At 36.5% G+C, this 19,389-nt stretch carries 18 protein-coding genes and 1 tRNA gene; 2 read left to right on the forward strand and 17 right to left on the reverse strand.

Features of this window, described 5'->3' with window-relative positions:
• Nucleotides 1-146: 146 nt before the first annotated feature.
• The 7 genes from eno to NSQ89_RS17080 form a co-directional block, all read right to left on the reverse strand.
• Entirely contained in the window at nucleotides 147-1,442 is a 1,296-nt protein-coding gene (gene eno, locus NSQ89_RS17050; RefSeq protein ID WP_047943788.1) for a phosphopyruvate hydratase, read from the reverse strand.
• Nucleotides 1,443-1,467: 25 nt separating this feature from the next.
• Nucleotides 1,468-3,003, reverse strand: coding sequence for a 2,3-bisphosphoglycerate-independent phosphoglycerate mutase (gpmI, locus tag NSQ89_RS17055; protein WP_047943787.1), 1,536 nt, complete (start codon nucleotides 3,001-3,003; stop codon nucleotides 1,468-1,470).
• Complete coding sequence (gene tpiA / locus NSQ89_RS17060) at nucleotides 2,996-3,757, reverse strand: triose-phosphate isomerase (protein ID WP_047943786.1); 762 nt, start codon at nucleotides 3,755-3,757, stop codon at nucleotides 2,996-2,998. Before tpiA ends, gpmI begins: the two co-directional genes overlap by 8 nt.
• 34 nt (nucleotides 3,758-3,791) lie before the next feature.
• A complete protein-coding gene (locus NSQ89_RS17065) occupies nucleotides 3,792-4,976 on the reverse strand; it encodes a phosphoglycerate kinase (protein WP_047943785.1) in 1,185 nt (394 codons plus the stop codon).
• A 112-nt stretch (nucleotides 4,977-5,088) separates the two neighbouring features.
• On the reverse strand, nucleotides 5,089-6,099 hold the full coding sequence (gene gap, locus NSQ89_RS17070; protein WP_047943784.1) for a type I glyceraldehyde-3-phosphate dehydrogenase: 1,011 nt from the start codon (nucleotides 6,097-6,099) through the stop codon (nucleotides 5,089-5,091).
• A 54-nt stretch (nucleotides 6,100-6,153) separates the two neighbouring features.
• A complete protein-coding gene (locus tag NSQ89_RS17075; RefSeq protein WP_047943783.1) occupies nucleotides 6,154-7,170 on the reverse strand; it encodes a sugar-binding transcriptional regulator in 1,017 nt (338 codons plus the stop codon).
• A 571-nt stretch (nucleotides 7,171-7,741) separates the two neighbouring features.
• Nucleotides 7,742-7,813, reverse strand: a tRNA-Arg gene (locus NSQ89_RS17080).
• A gap of 319 nt (nucleotides 7,814-8,132) precedes the next feature.
• Here NSQ89_RS17080 and clpP point away from each other — a divergent pair.
• Nucleotides 8,133-8,735 carry an ATP-dependent Clp endopeptidase proteolytic subunit ClpP gene (clpP, locus tag NSQ89_RS17085; protein ID WP_047943782.1) on the forward strand — a complete coding sequence of 201 codons (603 nt, stop codon included), beginning with the start codon at nucleotides 8,133-8,135 and terminating at the stop codon, nucleotides 8,733-8,735.
• 127 nt (nucleotides 8,736-8,862) lie between these two features.
• Here the strand turns inward: clpP and NSQ89_RS17090 are convergent, their stop codons facing one another.
• The 5 genes from NSQ89_RS17090 to NSQ89_RS17110 all read right to left on the reverse strand — a co-directional run bounded on the left by NSQ89_RS17090 (nucleotide 8,863) and on the right by NSQ89_RS17110 (nucleotide 12,601).
• Nucleotides 8,863-9,111, reverse strand: coding sequence for an HPr family phosphocarrier protein (locus NSQ89_RS17090; RefSeq protein ID WP_047943781.1), 249 nt, complete (start codon nucleotides 9,109-9,111; stop codon nucleotides 8,863-8,865).
• Nucleotides 9,112-9,284: 173 nt separating this feature from the next.
• Nucleotides 9,285-10,229: a DNA-binding protein WhiA gene (gene whiA / locus NSQ89_RS17095; protein ID WP_047943780.1), complete on the reverse strand. Its 945-nt coding sequence runs from the start codon at nucleotides 10,227-10,229 to the stop codon at nucleotides 9,285-9,287.
• Between the two features lie 66 nt (nucleotides 10,230-10,295).
• Nucleotides 10,296-11,252 (reverse strand): gluconeogenesis factor YvcK family protein, encoded by a 957-nt coding sequence (locus tag NSQ89_RS17100; RefSeq protein ID WP_047943779.1) that lies wholly within the window; start codon nucleotides 11,250-11,252, stop codon nucleotides 10,296-10,298.
• Nucleotides 11,249-12,121 carry an RNase adapter RapZ gene (gene rapZ / locus NSQ89_RS17105; protein ID WP_047943778.1) on the reverse strand — a complete coding sequence of 291 codons (873 nt, stop codon included), beginning with the start codon at nucleotides 12,119-12,121 and terminating at the stop codon, nucleotides 11,249-11,251. The genes NSQ89_RS17100 and rapZ overlap by 4 nt, the downstream gene beginning before the upstream one ends.
• Before the next feature lie 21 nt (nucleotides 12,122-12,142).
• Nucleotides 12,143-12,601: an NUDIX hydrolase gene (locus NSQ89_RS17110; protein ID WP_047943777.1), complete on the reverse strand. Its 459-nt coding sequence runs from the start codon at nucleotides 12,599-12,601 to the stop codon at nucleotides 12,143-12,145.
• 169 nt (nucleotides 12,602-12,770) lie between these two features.
• Between NSQ89_RS17110 and NSQ89_RS17115 the strand changes: the two genes are divergently transcribed.
• A complete protein-coding gene (locus NSQ89_RS17115) occupies nucleotides 12,771-13,724 on the forward strand; it encodes a nuclease-related domain-containing protein (protein WP_341132942.1) in 954 nt (317 codons plus the stop codon).
• A 267-nt stretch (nucleotides 13,725-13,991) separates the two neighbouring features.
• Here the strand turns inward: NSQ89_RS17115 and trxB are convergent, their stop codons facing one another.
• From trxB to hisA, 5 genes are all read right to left on the reverse strand, one after another.
• The gene (gene trxB / locus NSQ89_RS17120; protein WP_047943775.1) at nucleotides 13,992-14,942 is read right to left on the reverse strand and encodes a thioredoxin-disulfide reductase; all 951 of its coding nucleotides are present in this window, start codon (nucleotides 14,940-14,942) and stop codon (nucleotides 13,992-13,994) included.
• Between the two features lie 581 nt (nucleotides 14,943-15,523).
• Nucleotides 15,524-17,041 (reverse strand): tetratricopeptide repeat protein, encoded by a 1,518-nt coding sequence (locus tag NSQ89_RS17125; protein WP_095258585.1) that lies wholly within the window; start codon nucleotides 17,039-17,041, stop codon nucleotides 15,524-15,526.
• A 196-nt stretch (nucleotides 17,042-17,237) separates the two neighbouring features.
• Nucleotides 17,238-17,879 (reverse strand): bifunctional phosphoribosyl-AMP cyclohydrolase/phosphoribosyl-ATP diphosphatase HisIE, encoded by a 642-nt coding sequence (gene hisIE, locus NSQ89_RS17130; protein ID WP_047943773.1) that lies wholly within the window; start codon nucleotides 17,877-17,879, stop codon nucleotides 17,238-17,240.
• Complete coding sequence (gene hisF / locus NSQ89_RS17135; protein ID WP_336044849.1) at nucleotides 17,876-18,634, reverse strand: imidazole glycerol phosphate synthase subunit HisF; 759 nt, start codon at nucleotides 18,632-18,634, stop codon at nucleotides 17,876-17,878. The genes hisIE and hisF overlap by 4 nt, the downstream gene beginning before the upstream one ends.
• 26 nt (nucleotides 18,635-18,660) lie before the next feature.
• A complete protein-coding gene (hisA, locus tag NSQ89_RS17140; RefSeq protein WP_341132943.1) occupies nucleotides 18,661-19,386 on the reverse strand; it encodes a 1-(5-phosphoribosyl)-5-[(5-phosphoribosylamino)methylideneamino]imidazole-4-carboxamide isomerase in 726 nt (241 codons plus the stop codon).
• Nucleotides 19,387-19,389: the final 3 nt, after the last annotated feature.

The raw sequence follows: 19,389 nt of genomic DNA on the forward strand, positions 1-19,389 counted from the left end.
GTTCCCTTCTTCAGGTATCCAGCTAGCTAATGGATACTCTATCTCTCCTAACAAAAGCACATTCTCAACTATAACAAAAACACTCTAGCTTAAAGGAAAACTCCTAAAGCTAGAGTGTTTATCAAGTTAAGACAGGCTTAACTTCCTTATTTTTTAAGGTTGTAGAAAGATTTAAGACCATCGTATACTGCTAACTCGCCAAGCTCGTCTTCGATGCGAAGAAGTTGGTTGTATTTAGCGATACGGTCTGTACGAGATAATGAACCAGTTTTGATTTGACCAGCGTTTGTAGCAACCGCGATGTCAGCGATTGTAGCATCTTCTGTTTCACCAGAACGGTGAGAAACTACTGCTGTGTAACCAGCACGTTTAGCCATTTCGATAGCTTCAAAAGTTTCAGTTAAAGTACCAATTTGGTTAACTTTGATAAGGATTGAGTTTGCAATTCCTTTTTCGATACCTTCAGCTAATTTTTTCGTGTTTGTAACGAATAAATCGTCACCTACTAGTTGTACTTTAGAACCGATACGGTCAGTTAATAATTTGTGACCTTCCCAGTCGTTTTCATCTAAACCATCTTCAATAGAGATGATTGGGAATTCGTTAACTAATTCTTCGTAGAAGCTTACTAATTCTTCAGAAGTTAAACCAGTACGGCCTTCTCCTGCAAGATCGTATTTACCAGTTTCTTTGTTGTAGAACTCAGAAGAAGCAACGTCCATACCTAAGAATACATCTTTACCAGGCTCGTATCCAGCTTTTTTGATTGCTTCGATGATTACTTCTAATGCTTCACGGTTAGAACCAAGGTTTGGAGCGAATCCACCTTCGTCACCTACAGCAGTGTTTAAACCTTTTGCATGTAAAACTGCTTTTAATGCATGGAATACTTCAGCACCAGTACGTAGAGCTTCTTTGAAAGTTGGAGCTCCTACTGGTAAGATCATGAATTCTTGGAAATCAACGTTGTTATCAGCATGAGAACCACCGTTGATGATGTTCATCATTGGAGTTGGTAATTGCTTCGCGTTGAATCCACCAAGGTAACGGTATAATGGAAGACCTACTACTTCAGCAGCAGCATGTGCAACAGCCATAGATACACCTAGGATTGCGTTAGCACCTAATTTACCTTTGTTTTCTGTACCATCAAGTTCGATCATTGTTCTGTCGATTCCAACTTGATCTGTAACGTCCATACCGATAATTGCTTCAGCAATTACTTCGTTTACGTTTTCTACTGCTTTAAGAACACCTTTACCAAGGTAACGAGATTTGTCACCATCGCGTAATTCAACTGCTTCGTATTCACCAGTTGAAGCACCAGATGGAACTAGTGCACGACCAAAGAATCCTGATTCAGTTAATACTTCTACTTCTACTGTTGGGTTACCACGTGAATCTAATACTTCACGAGCATATACTTGTTGAATATAAGGCATAATTTTTCTCTCCTTTTAAAATATCTTATTTTTTAATAATAGATGTTCCAGTCATTTCTGCTGGCTTTTCTACACCTAATAAATCTAACATTGTAGGAGCTAAATCTCCTAAAATACCATCTGTACGTAATTCAGCATTTTTATCTGTTACGATAACAGGTACTGGATTTGTTGTATGTGCTGTCATTGGTTTTCCTTCAAGTGTTACCACTTCATCAGAGTTACCATGGTCAGCAGTGATAATAGCTTTACCACCTTTTTGTTCAATTAAAGTGATAATTTTTCCTAAACATTCATCCACTGTTTCAATCGCTTTGATTGTTGGTTCAAGCATTCCGGAGTGCCCAACCATATCAGGGTTTGCGAAGTTTAGAATAATTGCATCAAAATTATCTGCTTCAATTTCCTTCAATAGCGCATCTGTTACTTCATATGCGCTCATTTCAGGTTTTAAATCATAAGTTGCTACTTTTGGTGAATTGATCAAAATACGTTTTTCACCAGGGAACTCTGCTTCACGTCCACCGCTCATAAAGAATGTAACATGTGGATATTTTTCCGTTTCCGCAATACGAAGCTGAGTCAAGCCATTTTGTGCAAGAACTTCCCCTAAAGTGTTATCAAGGTTTGTTGGCTTGAATGCAACATACCCGTTTACTGTTTCACTAAAATGAGTTAAACATACAAAGTAAAGATTTTTTGGATGTTTTTCTCCACGATCAAATGAACGGAAGTCCTCATTTGTGAATGTATTTGAGATTTGAATAGCACGGTCAGGACGAAAGTTATAAAAAATTACAGCATCTTCATCTTCAATCGTTGCAACTGGTTCGCCGTTCTCTTTTGTGATAACAGATGGAAGCACGAACTCATCAAAGATTCCGTTATTGTAATTATCCTCCACTACCTGTAATGGATCGGAATATGCTGGTCCTTCTCCATATACCATTGCGCGGTATGATTTTTCTACTCGGTCCCAACGCTTATCTCTATCCATAGAATAGTAGCGTCCAGAAATAGTAGCAAATTCGCCTACACCGTATTCAGCGATTTTTTCTTGTGTAGCTTTAATGTATTTTTCAGCAGTCTTTTGACCGACGTCTCGACCATCTAAGATACCGTGAATGTATACATTTTCTACTCCCTCTTCTTTAGCTAATCGAAGAAGTGCAAACATGTGCTCAATGTGGCTATGAACTCCACCATCGGATAATAATCCGAATAAATGAAGATTTTTGCCTTTTTCTTTTACATGCTTAATTGCATTAACAAAAGTTTCGTTTTTATAAAATTCGCCTTCTCTTATAGACAGATTCACTCTTGTTAAACTTTGATATACGATCCGGCCGGCACCGATATTCAAATGTCCAACTTCAGAGTTACCCATTTGTCCTTCTGGAAGACCAACAGCTTCCCCGCTGGCTACTAAAGTAGCATGAGGATAAGAATTCCAATATTTATCGAAATTAGGCTTATTTGCTTGTGCTACTGCATTACCCATGCGTTCGCTTCTTAAAGCAAAACCATCTAAAATGATTAAAGCTACTGGAGATTTACTCATTCTTACCTGCCTCCAATAAAGCTAAAAAGCTTTGAGCTTCTAGGCTAGCTCCGCCTACTAATGCTCCGTCAATATCTGGCTGCGCCATATATTCTTTAATGTTTTCAGGCTTAACACTTCCACCGTATTGGATACGGATTTCTTCTGCAACTTCTGGTGAAAATTGTTCACTTACTACTTTACGAATATGTGCACATACTTCGTTTGCATCTGCAGAAGTAGAAGATTTACCTGTTCCAATTGCCCAGATTGGCTCATATGCAACAACTGTTGCTTTTGCTTGTTCTGGAGTTAAACCATTAAGTGCTTTTGTTACTTGAGTTGCAACAAAGTCATTTGTTTCGCCATTTTCTCTTTGCTCTAGTGTTTCCCCACAGCAAACAATTGGAGTTAAACCATTTTCAAATGCAGCGATTGTCTTTTTATTAACAGACTCATCTGTTTCATTAAAGAACTCACGACGCTCTGAATGTCCAAGTACTACATATTTTGCACCGATATTTTCTAATGCAACTGGGCTGATTTCGCCAGTGAATGCACCATTTTTTTCGAAATGCATATTTTGTGCACCGATTTTTACATCTGTGCCATCAGTTAATTCTACTAATTGTCCTAAAAATAACGCAGGCGCACAAACAACTGTATCCACTTTTTCACTTGATGGAACAGATGCTTTTACTTCTTGGATAAACTCAACAGCTTCAGGAAGTGTTTTGTTCATTTTCCAGTTACCTGCAATAATTGGTTTGCGCATGTTAAACATCCTTTCATGCATATCTATAAAGATATTATTTGTCGTTTAAAGCCACTACACCTGGAAGTTCTTTACCTTCCATAAATTCTAATGAAGCACCGCCGCCAGTAGAAATATGACTCATCTTATCTGCTAAATCAAATTTCTCAACTGCTGCTGCAGAATCTCCACCACCAATTACTGAATATGTATCTTGAGATTCAGCAAGTGCTTCAGCTACTGCTTTTGTACCATTTGCGAATGCATCTAATTCGAACACACCCATTGGTCCATTCCAAATTACTAATTTAGAATTTTTAATAACATCTGCATAGATTTCACGTGTTTTAGGTCCGATATCTAATGCTTCCCAATCAGCTGGGATTTCTTCGATAGAAACAGCTTTGATGTTTGCATCATTTGAAAAATCATCTGCAACGATAACATCAACAGGCATATAGAATTTAACACCTTTTTCTTTTGCCTTTTCCATATAAGATTTAGCAAGATCGATTTTATCTTCTTCTAATAAAGATTTACCAATTTCATGGCCAAGAGATTTAACAAAAGTATAAGCTAAGCCTCCGCCGATAATTAAGTTATCTACTTTATCAAGAAGGTTATCAATTACACCAATTTTATCCTTAACTTTCGCTCCCCCAATGATTGCTGTGAACGGACGGTCAGGATTGGATAAAGCTTTGCCAAGAACATCTAGTTCTTTTTGCATTAATAATCCAGATACTGCTGGAATATAATGAGCAATTCCTTCTGTTGAAGCATGGGCACGGTGTGCAGCACCAAATGCATCATTTACAAATACATCTGCAAGCTCTGCATATTGTTTTGCTAATTCTGCATCATTTTTTTCTTCACCAGCATTGAAACGTACGTTTTCAAGAAGGATTACATCCCCTTCTGATAACTTGCTGATCTGTGCTTTAACAGCTTCACCATATGACTCATCTGCTTTCGCAACTTCTTTCCCTAGTAATTCAGAAAGGCGTTTTGCAACAGGAGTTAAACGCAGCTCTTCTACAACTTCACCTTTTGGACGTCCTAAGTGACTTGCTAGAATAACAATTGCACCACTCTCAACTAATTCCTTAATTGTTGGAAGTGCTGCTTGAATTCTTGTTTCGTCCGTAATTTGTTGATCTTTCATCGGTACATTGAAGTCAACACGAACAAATACTTTTTTCCCTTTTAAATCAATATCACGAATTGTTTTCTTGTTCATTATAGGTACCCTCCACTGCATATTTTTAAAATAGCGGAAACAAAGTTGTTTCCGCTGTTAGATTAAAGGGGGTGCTTATTAACTCGCACATAATTCCATTTATAAAGGGAAATTATTTTGTTGCAAGTTGTGCAAAGTGCTTAACAGTTCTTACTAATTGGTTAGTGTAAGACATTTCGTTGTCATACCAAGCAACTGTTTTAACAAGTTGTTGATCACCAACAGTGATAACTTTTGTTTGAGTTGCATCGAATAATGAACCGTAGCTAATTCCGATAATATCAGAAGAAACAAGCTCTTCTTCAGTGTAACCAAAAGATTCGTTAGCAGCTTCTTTCATTGCAGCGTTGATTTCTTCAACTGTAACTTTTTTATCAAGAACAGTTACAAGCTCAGTTAATGACCCAGTTTTAACTGGAACACGTTGAGCAGCTCCGTCTAATTTACCTTGTAGTTCAGGTAATACTAAACCGATTGCTTTTGCAGCACCAGTTGAGTTAGGAATAATGTTTTCAGCAGCTGCACGAGCACGACGGAAGTCACCTTTTGGATGTGGAGCATCTAAAGTGTTTTGGTCGCCAGTGTAAGCATGGATTGTAGTCATTAAACCAGATACGATACCGTATTTATTTTGAAGAACTTGTGCCATTGGAGCAAGACAGTTAGTAGTACAAGAAGCACCAGAGATAACTGTTTCAGTTCCATCAAGAACATCATGGTTAACATTGTAAACAACTGTTTTCATTTCGCCAGTTGCTGGAGCAGAGATAACTACATTTTTAGCACCTGCTTGAATGTGAGCTTCTGCTTTTTCTTTTGTTGTGAAGAAACCAGTAGATTCGATAACTGTATCTACACCAAGTTCTCCCCATTTAAGATCAGCTGGGTTTCTTTCAGCAGTTGTAACAACTTTTTGACCATTTACTAAGAAGTAACCTTCGTGTACTTCGATTTCACCTTGGAAAGTTCCTTGAGATGAATCATATTTTAAAAGATGTGCTAGCATTTTAGTATCAGTTAAATCATTGATTGCAACCACTTCTAATTCTGGGTTTTCCATGATTTTTCTGAATGCTAAACGTCCGATACGTCCAAAACCGTTAATACCTACTTTTACTGTCATTGTAAATTTCCTCCTCTAATTTTAAGAGTATTAAATATATAAAGGGATTTCCCATTATATCAACTTTTTGGCGGCTCCTTCATCTGTTATTAAAATAGTTGAAGTTGGTGCTTCTTTAAGATAAGCACGAATAGCCTTTGACTTCGATGCTCCACCTGCTACAGCGATGATATTAGGTACAGTAGATAAGTCTTCCAGTCTAAGGCCAATTGTTTGAACCTTGTGGACAACTTCTCCATCTTCATTAAAATAGTACCCAAATGCTTCGCCAACAGCTTCTGCATTTTTAATCTTTTCTAGATCACTTTTGCTGGTATTTCTGCGATTCGCCATTGTAAGCGCCTCGCCAATGCCGTGAACTAAAAGATTTGCGGAACGAATGAGTTTTAATACTTCGCTTATACGAGGATCTGTGGAAATGCTTTTGTACATTTCTTCGCTGACCTCATCAGGAGCGTATAAAACTCGATGTTTAGATGCAGTATGATCTGCCATCATGGAACAAATTGTATTTGCCTGATTTTTAACATCTTCTCCTATTCCACCACGTGCAGGGACAAATAATAATTCTCCATCTGCAATACTAGGTGTCAGTGCCTCTGCAACAGAGGACATAGTAGTCCCACCATTAACTGCGATGATATTATTTCCCTTTAGAAGAGATTTCATACAATTTGCTGTGGCAAGTCCTAATTCTTTTTTTACCCATGGAGAGTGATCACTGTCCCCAGCTACAATGATAACTCGGTTAATACCTAATTTTCTTTGCAGCAGCTGCTCCATTTCGTTAATACCCGTTACTTCTCTCATTACACTGGAAAGACTTTCCAACACCTCTTCCCCTATCGAAGTGACTGTCATGCCGATGTTTGAAATATGTATAAGCTGCTGATCCTTTAAAAACTCGACTTCACTTCTCAAGACTCTTTCGGTCAGTCCTAGGCTCACTGCCAGACTTCTTCTTCCGACAGGCTGCATATTCTTGATATACTGCAGAATATAGTACCTTTTTTGCATAACTGTAAGTAAATCTGGTAATAATCTTTTTTGAATCTCAATAAATGAAACCATGCTTTTGATGCGCTCCTTCACTTACAGTGGTCGTCAGAAGTCCCACATAGACATTTTCCGTCCCGGGTACTACAAAAAAATAATTCCTTGCTACAAGAACAATTCTAACACCAGTATAGTATGAATTCAACTGATAAGTGTCTATTTTTTGTTAAATTTGGCGAAAAAGTGTCGTTCTATCTTTTCATATTATTTGGAAAAAACTAATTATTATTCATGTTATTGATTTGTTAAGAAAATATACCTTTAAATATGCTTTCTTTATAAGAAAAGCCTTCATTTACTATACTAATCATTTTATGAGAATATCTTTCATCATGATACGAAATCGGATAAAGTTTGGTTATTTTAGCAGTAACGCTGAGGATTAGCCACAAATTAGAGTTTTCAGCCTTAATTATGGGAATATCATCCATACTTCTGATTTATCTGCAAAACCAAAAAGGGTAGAATATTAATAAGGAAAGGATAAATCTGAAAAGAGCGTTAACTGATTGAAAAAAGAGTCTATCTAAATAATTGGATGAATGCCCCCAAAAATTTAGATAAACCCTTTTACAGGAATGCTTAGCACCCTCGGAGGGAATCGAACCCCCATTTTAAGAACCGGAATCTTACGTGCTATCCGTTGCACCACGAGGGCATTATGTTAAAGTTACGCTTTCATATTATAAGCGAACTTTCCGTTTATTGCAATAGAAGATGTTTAAAAAAAGGTGCAGTGGGTATCATGGAGAAAGGATTGTAACCGGAATAAAGGGATGGTATTTGATAATAGCTTTCTATATCTCCAATAATGAAAAAGATGTCGAATGATATTTTCAGGGAATCAAGCTTTAACGTTTGACCTTAATTGACCATCCGTGTATCATTAGGAATACATACAGTTTAGATGTTATGCATCTTTCTGAAGAAACAAATACTTATGCTTTACGAACAGATATTAAAAAGGAGGATTTTAAATGAATTTAATTCCTACAGTTATTGAGCAAACAAATAGAGGAGAACGTGCTTACGATATCTACTCTCGTTTATTAAAAGACCGTATTATTATGCTTGGCAGTGCTATCGATGATAATGTTGCTAACTCTATCGTATCACAGCTTTTATTCTTAGAAACAGAAAATCCAGAAAAAGATGTATCTATTTATATCAACAGCCCTGGTGGAAGCATCACTGCAGGTATGGCAATTTATGATACAATGCAGTATATTAAGCCGGATGTCCAAACAATTTGTATTGGTATGGCTGCTTCTATGGGTGCATTCTTACTTGCTGCTGGTGCAAAAGGTAAACGTTATGCATTGCCTAATAGTGAAGTGATGATTCACCAACCACTTGGCGGAGCACAAGGTCAAGCAACTGAAATTGAGATTGCTGCTAAACGTATCTTATTCCTACGCGATAAATTAAACGGTATTTTATCTGAGCGAACTGGTCAACCAATGGAGGTAATCGCAAGAGATACAGAACGCGATAACTTTATGACTGCTGAAAGAGCAAAAGAATATGGTTTAGTTGACCATGTTATCAGTCGTAATTCTCTTGAAGACAAGAAAAATTAATAAAAGAACTCTTAATAATTAAAAAAGGTCGTTCCAAATTAGATTTCTATAGATGATATCCTCTATAAAATCTTCCTATTTGGAACAGCCTTTTTTATTAGGAGAGTATTCTACATATTAAACAGCTTTACTTTAATAATCCTTTTAAATTCTGAAGCGCTTCCACTTCATCGCTGCCATCAACTATTAATTTTATTGTTGCTCCTGAATGAATGGCTAAACCCATTATCCCCATGATACTCTTTGCATTCACTCTTCTTCCATCCTTTTCAATAAACACTTCAGATAAATAGTTACTTGCCTCTTGAACAAATAAAGCTGCGGGTCGTGCTTGAAGTCCAGATTTTAAGTCCACTGTAATCTCTTGCTCTACCATCGAACATCCTCCCCTTCATCAATGTAGTAATAATATCTATTATACAAGGAAAAGGAAATTTTTGCTCGATTCACCTCCAATAATATTCAGTTTAGAATAATTTTTCTGATAATAATTCTAAAAAATAAAAATGGATAATATATATCGTTTACTTGATATATTATCCATTTTTATTAATTGACTTTTTCTCCACGACGAAGTGCATCGGCAATTTCATCTATTTTTCTTAGACGGTGATTGATGCCAGATTTACTGATATTACCAGATGACACCATTTCTCCTAATTCTTTTAAAGTTACATCTTGATAGGCAACTCGAAGTTCTGCAATTTCTCTAAGTTTATCAGGTAGAATTTGTAAGCCAACTGTTTTATCAATATAACGAATATTCTCAACCTGTCGTAATGCAGCCCCGATTGTCTTATTTAAATTAGCCGTCTCGCAATTGACTAAGCGGTTAACTGAATTTCTCATATCTCTCACAATTCGAATGTCTTCAAAACGAAGAAGTGCTCCATGGGCTCCGATAATATTAAGAAATTCGGTGATTTTTTCTGCTTCCTTTAAATAAGCAATAAAACCTTTTTTTCTTTCTAGCGTCTTGCTTTTTAATCCAAATGTATTCATTAAATCACTGAGCGCGATAATATGTTCTTTATATAAAGAAGCAATTTCCAAATGGTATGAAGAAGTTTCTGGGTTATTAACCGAACCTCCTGCTAGAAAGGCTCCGCGTAAATAAGATCGTTTACAGCATTTTTTCTTAATTAGGTCTGGTGAGATTTCATGAGTAAACACAAAACCTTCTTTAAGTATACTCAGTTCCTCAAGCACTTCTTTGCCCTGATTAGAAATGCGCACAATATAGACATTGTTCTTTTTCAAACGCATTTTTTTGCGGACTAATAGTTCAACCGGGATATCAAAATACCTTTTTATTAGAGTATAAATTCTTCTTGCGATAGCTGCATTCTCTGTCTGGATATTTACAACTAGCCTCTGGTTAGAAAAGGAAAGTGTCCCATTCATTTGAATTAGTGCTGATAATTCTGCTTTTCCACAACAATTTTTGGCTTCAATTGTTGTTAATTCTTTTTTAGTTTCTGAAGCAAAAGACATGTCCTTCCCCCCTTATAGACTCGGAGCATATTTTTCCAATACCTTGTCTAAAAAGTTACTCTTCCTTCAATCAATAATTGAATAGAGAATTTTCGCCACTTCTAGTGTGTTATGACGAATAACACCTTGATCAAGCTTAATGATATCACCAGCTATTACATCCAAATCCATCCGTTCCAGCCGATTAATATCAAAAACTACAGGCTTTGCTTTTTCTTCATCATATCTTTGTTGTATATTTGCAGGAATATTCGTTTTGTTCACGATTATTGTATCAATAAATGGCTTTTCTACATGTTCATATAATGCTTTCACATGATCACTCGCCGTATAATCGGATGTTTCTCCTGCTTGTGTCATTATATTGCACACATAAACTTTTTTTGCTTTCGCTTCTCGGACTGCCTCTTTGATTTCTGGAACTACTAAGTTTGGCAAGATACTAGTGTATAAGCTTCCAGGCCCCATCACAATTAAGTCGGCTTGCTCGATAGCATGTATCGTTTCAGGAAGCGGCTCAGAATCTTCGGGAGTAAGGAAAACTTTCTTTATCTTTTTCCCAGCCTCCGGAATATTAGATTCTCCCACTACTACCGTTCCATCTTCCATTACCGCATTTAAGATAACACTATGACTAGTCGCAGGTAATACTTTACCACGAACATTAAGTACTTTGCTCATTTCTTGAATCGCATAGGTAAAATTACCAGTAATGGAAGTCATGGCAGCTAAGATTAAATTACCTAATGAATGTCCATCTAAATCCTTGCTATTCGTGAAGCGATGTTGAAACATCTCCTCCACTAAGGGCTCGACATCCGATAACGCGGCTAACACATTACGAACGTCTCCAGGAGCAGGGATATCGAGGTCCTCTCTTAACCTTCCAGAGCTTCCTCCGTCATCGGCTACTGTTACGATTGCCGTTATATCTACTGGATACTTTTTCAATCCACGCAGAAGCACAGAAAGGCCAGTTCCTCCTCCGATGATTACAATTCTTGGCTGTTCCTTTTCACTCATGCCTGTTGGTCCTTTCTCCTCTCCATATCACGGTGAGCAATAGCAATATTATATTCTTTTTCAAAATGATGGCCGATATACTCAGCTAATGCAACAGATCGATGCTGCCCCCCGGTACAGCCAATCGCAATAACAAGCTGCGATTTTCCTTCTCTCTTATATTGGGGCAGCATAAATGTTAATAAATCAATGACTTTTTCTAAAAATTGGCCTGTTTCCGTCCATTTCAATACATAACTAGATACCTCTACATCTAATCCAGTTTTTGGTCTCATATGCTCAACGTAATGAGGGTTTGGTAAAAAACGCACATCAAATACTAAATCCGCATCAATAGGAAGTCCATGTTTAAATCCAAAACTCATCACATTTACAGTAAAGATAGATTGTTTATTAACAGAGAATTCTTTTAAAATCTTTTCGCGTAGTTCTCTCGGAGAGCTTTGTGATGTATTATAAATAATTTGTGCTCTCCCTTTGAGTTCTTCTAACAATTCTCGTTCCAATTTAATTCCTTCTAAAGGAAGCCCAGCCGGTGCAAGGGGATGAACTCTTCTAGTCTCCTTATATCTTCTAACAAGGGCGCTGTCATCAGCGTCAAGAAAAAGAATCTTGGGAACAACCCAGGAAGTTGCCAAATCATCTAATGCAGTAAACAAATCATCAAAAAATTCTCTCCCCCGCAAATCCATCCCAAGAGCAACCTTATTCATCTTATTCTCCGACTCTTTCATAAGTTCGAGAAACTTAGGTAAAAGTGTAGGTGGTAAGTTGTCCACACAAAAAAAACCTAAGTCTTCAAAGCTTTGAATAACAACAGTCTTTCCTGCTCCTGACATTCCTGTGATGATTACGACTTGTGGTTCCATTTTAATTCCCCCTATAAATCTTTAGCTTGGATCTAATCGGTAACTAATTAATTCGAAATCTGGTGTATAAGTAAATGTTCCATAGATTATTCCATTTCCATGGATCATGTAATCTAAAATATGATAATCGCCCTCAGCCATTGGCAAATTTTTCACATCATCTAAATCGTGCCAGACAATTTTCCCTTCAGCTGATTCGTCTACATTGACACCATCTGCATTCGTAGAGAAAAAGGTGAACATCATCCACTCCGATATAATTTTATCTCCCTCTTTAATAATAAAGGTAAAAATTCCTTTGATGTTAGGATTTCGTAAATAAATACCTGTTTCTTCTCTATACTCACGAATACAGGAATCTCTCACAGACTCTCCCGGCTCCATTTTTCCGCCAGGCGCTACCCACCAGCCACGTCTTGGTTTTTGTAGCAATAAGACTTTATTATCTTTAAGTAACAAACAATTCGTCACACGTTGCAAAATTATTCACCCCAATTTTCTCTATATGTAGGCACTGCTTTTTATCCATTCCTTTTATTATACTATTATTGTCATGCCCCCACAATCAATTGCCTTTTCCAATTATGAAGGATTCTTTATTCCTGACAGAGAAATGATTATATATCTTTAGAAAAGGATGTGGGTACTTTTGTATGTTAACCTTGTTAAAAAGGATTTAAAGTTAAGAAAATTAGAAGCACTCTTAAAACGCGGAGATAAACATTCGGCCATCAAAAAAGATGTTTCGATTTATTTACGCGGCTATAAAGGAGAAAAGCATCTAACCTATTATCTCGATTTTATCCCTGAGAAAGATTGCTTTATTATTCATAACCTTCGTTTATACGATGGAAAATCTTATTTTCAAATCGACTATCTCTTGTTGACACATTGCTTTTTTATAATTATTGATTGTAAAAACTATTTAGGCACATTACTATTTGATACAAACTTAAACCAATTTACCCGAACACGAAATAATCAAGAAGAGGGTTACCTGGATCCCATCTCTCAAGTAAAAAGATTAAAGCACCAACTAGAATCATTCTTACAAAAACGCCACTTTCCTATTCCTCCTATCGAGCCAATCGTTATTATATCCAAACCTTCTACTATCATAAAAGGAAATCCCTCGATAAAAAGTCATGTTCTCCATAGTCATAGTTTTCTTGAAAAATGGGATCAATTACAAAGAAAATACAAAGGAAATATTCTCGATGACAAAAACCTTCGCAAAATCTCCAAATTCCTGCGCAAGCATCATACTCCAGATCATACTAATATATTGGAAAAATACAATTTAAGCAAAGAGGATATTATAACAGGCGTTCAGTGTCCACATTGCATGGCATTTGCAATGGTTAGAAAAAAGCGCAGCTGGTTTTGTCGATCCTGTTCCACATTTGATAGAAAAGCCCATATTAAAGCAGTGGAAGATTATTTCCTTTTAATCAAACCTTCTATAACCAGTAAGGAATTTCGTGAATTTGTCCATATTTCTTCCAAAGATACCGCTAATCGACTTCTTGTCTCGATGAAATTACCTTATACAGGTGAAAATCGAGGAAGAATTTATTACCCGACAAAAGATTTTTTGGAATAAGTAGCAGTTATTACACTATATTCGCGTAATTACCTCTTAAATTCGCGAAATACACAAAGTATTCGCGAAAACATTCCAGTTATTCGCGAAAAATAACATTTATCAGCCAAAGCCTAAATCGAGCAAAATCCATAAAAAAAGGCATAGGCTCCATTTTTGAGCCTATGCTAAAAAATATATCTTAAAAGGGGGTCAATTTCTATTTCTATGATACCCTAACTATGTTTCACTACTGTTACATTCCAATTAAAACGTAATGACACTTTCTTATGCTTGTTGTTTTAGCTCTTCAGCCAGCTCTTCTACATAGTGCTGTGCACTTTGCGCTGCGATACTTCCGTCTCCTGTTGCTGTAACAATTTGACGAAGTGTTTTTTCACGAATATCACCAGCTGCAAAAATTCCAGGCACCTTCGTTTCCATTTGGTCATTCGTTTCAATATAACCATTTTCATTGGTAATTCCTAAGCTTTCGAAAGGTTTAGATAATGGTACCATGCCAATGTATATAAAGACACCATCTGCCTCTAATTCTTGCTCGGTCTGATCTACTGTTGAAACAAGTGTCACACTGCCGACTTTGCCCTCTTTTTCATTAATGGACTTAATGGTATGGTTCCAGATAAAGTCCACTTTTTCATTATCAAACGCTCTTTTTTGCAGGATTTTCTGTGCTCTTAATTCGTCACGTCTGTGCACAATGGTAACTTGGGAAGCAAAACGAGTTAAGTATACCCCTTCTTCAACAGCTGAATCTCCGCCTCCAATGACGAATAATCGCTTATTCTTAAAGAATGCTCCGTCACAAACAGCACAATAAGATACGCCGCGTCCACCTAATTCTTTTTCTCCAGGAACTCCAACTTTTTTATATTCTGCTCCTGTTGAGATAATAATAGATCTTGCTTTAAATTCTTTTGATCCAGCCTTAACTGTTTTATATTCTTTTCCGTCCACTATTTCCTTAATGTCACCATATGCGTATTCTGCACCGAATTTTTTCGCATGATTAAACATTTTATTGGATAAATCTGGTCCTAAGATACTTTCAAATCCAGGGAAATTTTCTACATCTTCTGTATTTGCCATTTGCCCGCCTGGTATTCCTCTTTCAATCATTAATGTAGAAAGATTAGCACGAGATGTATATACGGCAGCTGTCATTCCAGCTGGTCCTGCTCCAATTATAATAACATCATAAATTTTTTCTTCCGTCATTTCAAAAACTCCTTTTCCATTAACTACCCAATGCATCTATTAGAATCCACATTGTCCATTTATTATTATAAGTATGATTATCTATTACTATCCTATAAAACAATCTCTTATCCGTCCAAATATCTGCTCATAAATAGTTATAATAAGTTCTTTAATTTCTTTGCCTCATTTTCTTCTTGATTTCTTTATCACTATATGCCTTTTTATTATTTTCCCAATTTGGTTTTAATAAATCTAGTTCTTCATCATGCCGAATTTAAAAATTCCCCAATTTTTATTTTTAATTCTCCTTTTTACTTAAAAATTACTCTTAAAACGAGGAGATAAAATGTCACTAATTGGTTTGGTTTCACTCTTTGTATTACATCCATATTCCAGATGAAATGTATGGCACTCTACATCTTGGATTTTACTTATATGGAAAACTTCATATCAAACATCACATAGATTAATTATAACTGTTTTTATTATATATTTAATTAGGCTTTTTAAAAGCTTATAAAAAAGAAGCAGTCCAATTCCTAACTGCTTCTTACTACTATTTATTCAATAAATGCATAAAACATCAAAATAATGGAATCTTAGCTATAGATGGGCTGCATAAAATTCTTCATTGATTTTATATATTTTTGTAAAGTAGAGGTAGAAAGTCCATAATGATTAGCAATTTCTTGCTGAGTTTTTTTCTTCTCGCGAGATTGACTCCACAGATAGTCAATAGCAGCTGCACTCGCAATACAATTTTTAAATAAAGCTCCAGCTGTTTGCATTTCCATGACAGCTGAAAACCATAATAAATATAAACTAGTTTCTTCCGTACCAATTGGATGATAGTTGGTATAAATTTGTTCGGCTGTATGATGTGCAACATATAAGAATGGATCCTCTATCTCAGTGCCATTCTTCACAAAATCACGATAATCTTTTTCTATTTGTGTAAAAACATTCTGTTGCTGAAAAACAGAAGAAGACAGAATCTTATCTTTTTGAGAAGATATTGAAGTTAAAAAAGTAGCAAACATTCGCTCCTCAGCATGGCTGCTTTCAAATCTTTTGAGAATGGAGCTTACATGCTCCTCAAATCCATTGATTGTATATTCCAAATTATTCCAAGGCTCTTGTCCTTCTTTTTCAGGATGAATATCCATTACCTTTTTCCATGCTTTCTTTGCCGTTTGCTTATTTCCTGTGTAATAAGCTGCGTAAGATAACCAATAGTAAAAAGAACCGTCTCCCTGAAATCCTTGTTTATAAATCTTCTTCAACCAGAAATAGGCTGTATCATATTCACCAATAAGTGCGAAAGTGGTCCCTAGTTTGAACTGATGATCAATAGAAATAGGGTTGATTTTTCTTAATATAGCAGCCATTTCTTTCACATGCCTATCGTTATTTTGATAATAAGCAAATACAAGTTTATTACATAAAGCATGTAAGTTTCCGATATTATTCGTTAAAACATGCTCCAAAATCTCACTGGCCTTTTCCGATTGTCCTAGGTAGAAGTGTGCTAACGCTAAATTGTTATATGCTGACCAATATTCTGGATAATCTTGAATAACCTTTGTTAAAGCTTCCACAGCCTGCGCAAAGTTACCAGATTCAAGCAGAGCCCTTGCCTGTTCCTGTCTTGTAATAAGATCTTCTTCCTCGTTAGCTTCCTCTTCCTCGAGCTCCTCTGATTCAAGAGATAACACTTCCATAAGATCTTCCGTATCCTCTACAAATTCCCCATCTTTATCTAAACTTAAATATAGTTTTGCATGATAATATGCATCTTTAAAAAATCCCAAATGGGCGTAATTATTCGCTAGGAAATAATAACACTCAACCATGTCCTCATCTAATTCTTCAATAATAACATGGAGAAGTTCATTAGATTTTTGATATTCTCCAATATCTGCATAAACGACTGCAAGCTGACATGCAATCATTGGTTCTCCCGGTTCTAACGCCAGTGCTCTTTGCAAATATTTAAGGGATTTATAATAATCTCTTTGATGATATGCCTTAATTCCTTTGTTAAAATAAAATTCGCCTGTAGGATTAAATGTAATAAGTTTACCCACTGGTTGTACTCTATCTGAGTTTTTATTCATAAATCCTCCAATATATATGTTCCCTTATCAAGCTGCATTATAAAGTTCCTATTAACTCAACAAGTATACCATACTAAATACAAATCCGAGAAGAGTCAATGCCTTTTTGGAAAAACTTTTAGAGGAGAGAATTTAAATAAAAGAGACATGTGTGGAAAAGAGAGCGGCCCTCTAGATGAACCATTCTCTAGTTTGCTTACTTCCCTGTCTTTTCTTCATGGCGCGCTTCTAGCACCTGCAAAATCTCAGAAAATGGAAGTTTTTGTTCTCGTAATAAGACAAATAAATGGTAAAGAAGGTCAGATGCTTCCCACTTCAATTCTTCTGAGTCGCGATTTTTTGCAGCAATAATAACTTCGGCGGCTTCTTCGCCAACTTTCTTGAGAATTTTATCTACTCCCTTTTCAAATAGATACGTTGTATAGGTACCTTCTGGGCGCTTAATATCTCTTTCTTCAATAACTTTTTCTAAGTTAGCAAGAATTTGATAGTCCGCTGAAGTTACATCCCTTTCTTTGTTTTGATACATACTGTCTACAAAACAGCTTGTTGTTCCATTATGGCAAGCGGGTCCATTCGGTTGAATCAGTACTACTAATGCATCTTGATCACAGTCGTATTTTATTTCTACAATAGATTGTGTATTTCCACTTGTTCCTCCTTTATGCCATAATTCCTGTCTAGACCTGCTATAAAACCATGTCTCTCCGGTGCTCATGGATTTTTCTAATGATTCTTTATTCATATAAGCCAGGGTTAACACCTCTTTTGTCACAACATCCTGTACGACAGCAGGTATTAATCCTTTTTCATCAAATTTCAATTCATCTAATATCATCTTACAAGCACTCCTTTTTCCTTTAAATAGCTCTTCACTTCCAAAACAGATGTTTCTTTATAATGGAAAATGGAAGCCGCAAGTGCAGCATCAGCTTTGCCATCTTTAAATGCCTCTTCAAAATGTGCGGCGTTGCCGGCTCCTCCAGAAGCGATTACTGGAACAGAAACAGCCTCACTTACCGCTTTGGTCAATGCTAAGTTAAATCCCTTCTTCTCCCCATCCGTATCCATGCTTGTTAATAATATTTCTCCTGCTCCTAAAGCAACAGCCTCTTTTGCCCATGTGATTACATCCTTATCTACTGGTTTCCTTCCACCATGGGTATAGACACGCCATGTACCAAGGTCAGTATCATATTTAGCATCAATGGCAACAACGATACATTGAGATCCAAAAAAATTAGCTCCCTCTTCAATCAAAGCAGGATTTAACACTGCTGCTGTATTTAAAGATACTTTATCGGCACCAGCCCGCAGAATCTTCTTCATATCTTCTAGGGAGTTTATTCCTCCTCCAACAGTAAAAGGAATGGCAAGCTCGGATGCAACTTCTTTTACTACCTCCACCATTGTTTTTCTACCTTCATGTGATGCAGAAATGTCGAGAAATACAAGCTCATCTGCTCCTTGTTCATCATAGAAACGCGCTAATTCAACGGGATCCCCCGCATCTCTTAATTGAACAAATTGAATTCCTTTGACCACACGTCCCTCTTTTACGTCTAAACATGGAATAATTCGCTTCGTTAACATTAATAAACTCCTCTCACCATATCCAGTTACTTCCCATTCAATCGTTTTAAAGCTTCTCGGAGCGTGAATCTTTTTTCATATAATGCTTTACCAATAATGGCACCTTTAGAGTCGCTTTCCTTTAGTTGGTTCAAATCTTGTATACTGCTGATTCCGCCAGATGCGATCACTTCTTTTTTCGTCATCAGAGCCATTTCTTCAATCGCTTTAACATTGGGTCCACTTAGCATTCCATCTGTTGCAATATCCGTAAAAATAAAAGTTTCCGCCCCAGCATCTGCAAAGCGTTTTCCAAGTTCTACTGCTTTTACTTCTGAAGTGGACAGCCAACCATGTGTCGCAACAAATCCATTTTTTGCATCGATACCTATCACTATTCCCTTTCCATATTTGCGGATCATCTTGATCGCAAAGTCTGGCTGTGAAACAGCGATACTGCCAATTATTACTCTTGTTATCCCATTCTCAAGGTAATGGACAATATCTTCTTCTTTCCTAATACCGCCACCAATTTGCACTTTTACCCCTAATTTTGTTGCTGTATCAATGACAAATTGATCATTTACTTTCTTGCCGTCCTTCGCACCATCTAGATCAACCATATGAATCCACTTCGCACCTTGGTCTACAAAGCTTTTTGCCATATCAAATGGTGAATCTCCATAAATAGTTTCTTTTTCATAATCCCCTTGCAGTAAACGAACACACTTTCCGCCTCGCATATCAATGGCTGGATATAAAGTAAAGGTCATCTT

Source organism: Niallia sp. FSL R7-0648, from assembly GCF_038007005.1.
Classification (GTDB): Bacteria; Bacillota; Bacilli; order Bacillales; family Cytobacillaceae; genus Niallia; species Niallia circulans.

What these genes read in the sequence shown, in the direction of transcription:
- hisIE (WP_047943773.1), bottom strand. Translation starts at nt 17,879, where the DNA reads ATGATATTAGATGAATTGAAATTTGATGAAAAAGGATTAATACCTGCT.
- NSQ89_RS17090 (WP_047943781.1), bottom strand. Translation starts at nt 9,111, where the DNA reads ATGGTAGAGCAAGAGATTACAGTGGACTTAAAATCTGGACTTCAAGCA.
- eno (WP_047943788.1), bottom strand. Translation starts at nt 1,442, where the DNA reads ATGCCTTATATTCAACAAGTATATGCTCGTGAAGTATTAGATTCACGT.
- hisA (WP_341132943.1), bottom strand. Translation starts at nt 19,386, where the DNA reads ATGACCTTTACTTTATATCCAGCCATTGATATGCGAGGCGGAAAGTGT.
- hisF (WP_336044849.1), bottom strand. Translation starts at nt 18,634, where the DNA reads ATGTTAACGAAGCGAATTATTCCATGTTTAGACGTAAAAGAGGGACGT.
- tpiA (WP_047943786.1), bottom strand. Translation starts at nt 3,757, where the DNA reads ATGCGCAAACCAATTATTGCAGGTAACTGGAAAATGAACAAAACACTT.
- NSQ89_RS17125 (WP_095258585.1), bottom strand. Translation starts at nt 17,041, where the DNA reads ATGAATAAAAACTCAGATAGAGTACAACCAGTGGGTAAACTTATTACA.
- NSQ89_RS17100 (WP_047943779.1), bottom strand. Translation starts at nt 11,252, where the DNA reads ATGAGTGAAAAGGAACAGCCAAGAATTGTAATCATCGGAGGAGGAACT.
- whiA (WP_047943780.1), bottom strand. Translation starts at nt 10,229, where the DNA reads ATGTCTTTTGCTTCAGAAACTAAAAAAGAATTAACAACAATTGAAGCC.
- gap (WP_047943784.1), bottom strand. Translation starts at nt 6,099, where the DNA reads ATGACAGTAAAAGTAGGTATTAACGGTTTTGGACGTATCGGACGTTTA.
- gpmI (WP_047943787.1), bottom strand. Translation starts at nt 3,003, where the DNA reads ATGAGTAAATCTCCAGTAGCTTTAATCATTTTAGATGGTTTTGCTTTA.
- NSQ89_RS17075 (WP_047943783.1), bottom strand. Translation starts at nt 7,170, where the DNA reads ATGGTTTCATTTATTGAGATTCAAAAAAGATTATTACCAGATTTACTT.
- NSQ89_RS17065 (WP_047943785.1), bottom strand. Translation starts at nt 4,976, where the DNA reads ATGAACAAGAAAACAATTCGTGATATTGATTTAAAAGGGAAAAAAGTA.
- trxB (WP_047943775.1), bottom strand. Translation starts at nt 14,942, where the DNA reads ATGACGGAAGAAAAAATTTATGATGTTATTATAATTGGAGCAGGACCA.
- clpP (WP_047943782.1), top strand. Translation starts at nt 8,133, where the DNA reads ATGAATTTAATTCCTACAGTTATTGAGCAAACAAATAGAGGAGAACGT.
- rapZ (WP_047943778.1), bottom strand. Translation starts at nt 12,121, where the DNA reads ATGGAACCACAAGTCGTAATCATCACAGGAATGTCAGGAGCAGGAAAG.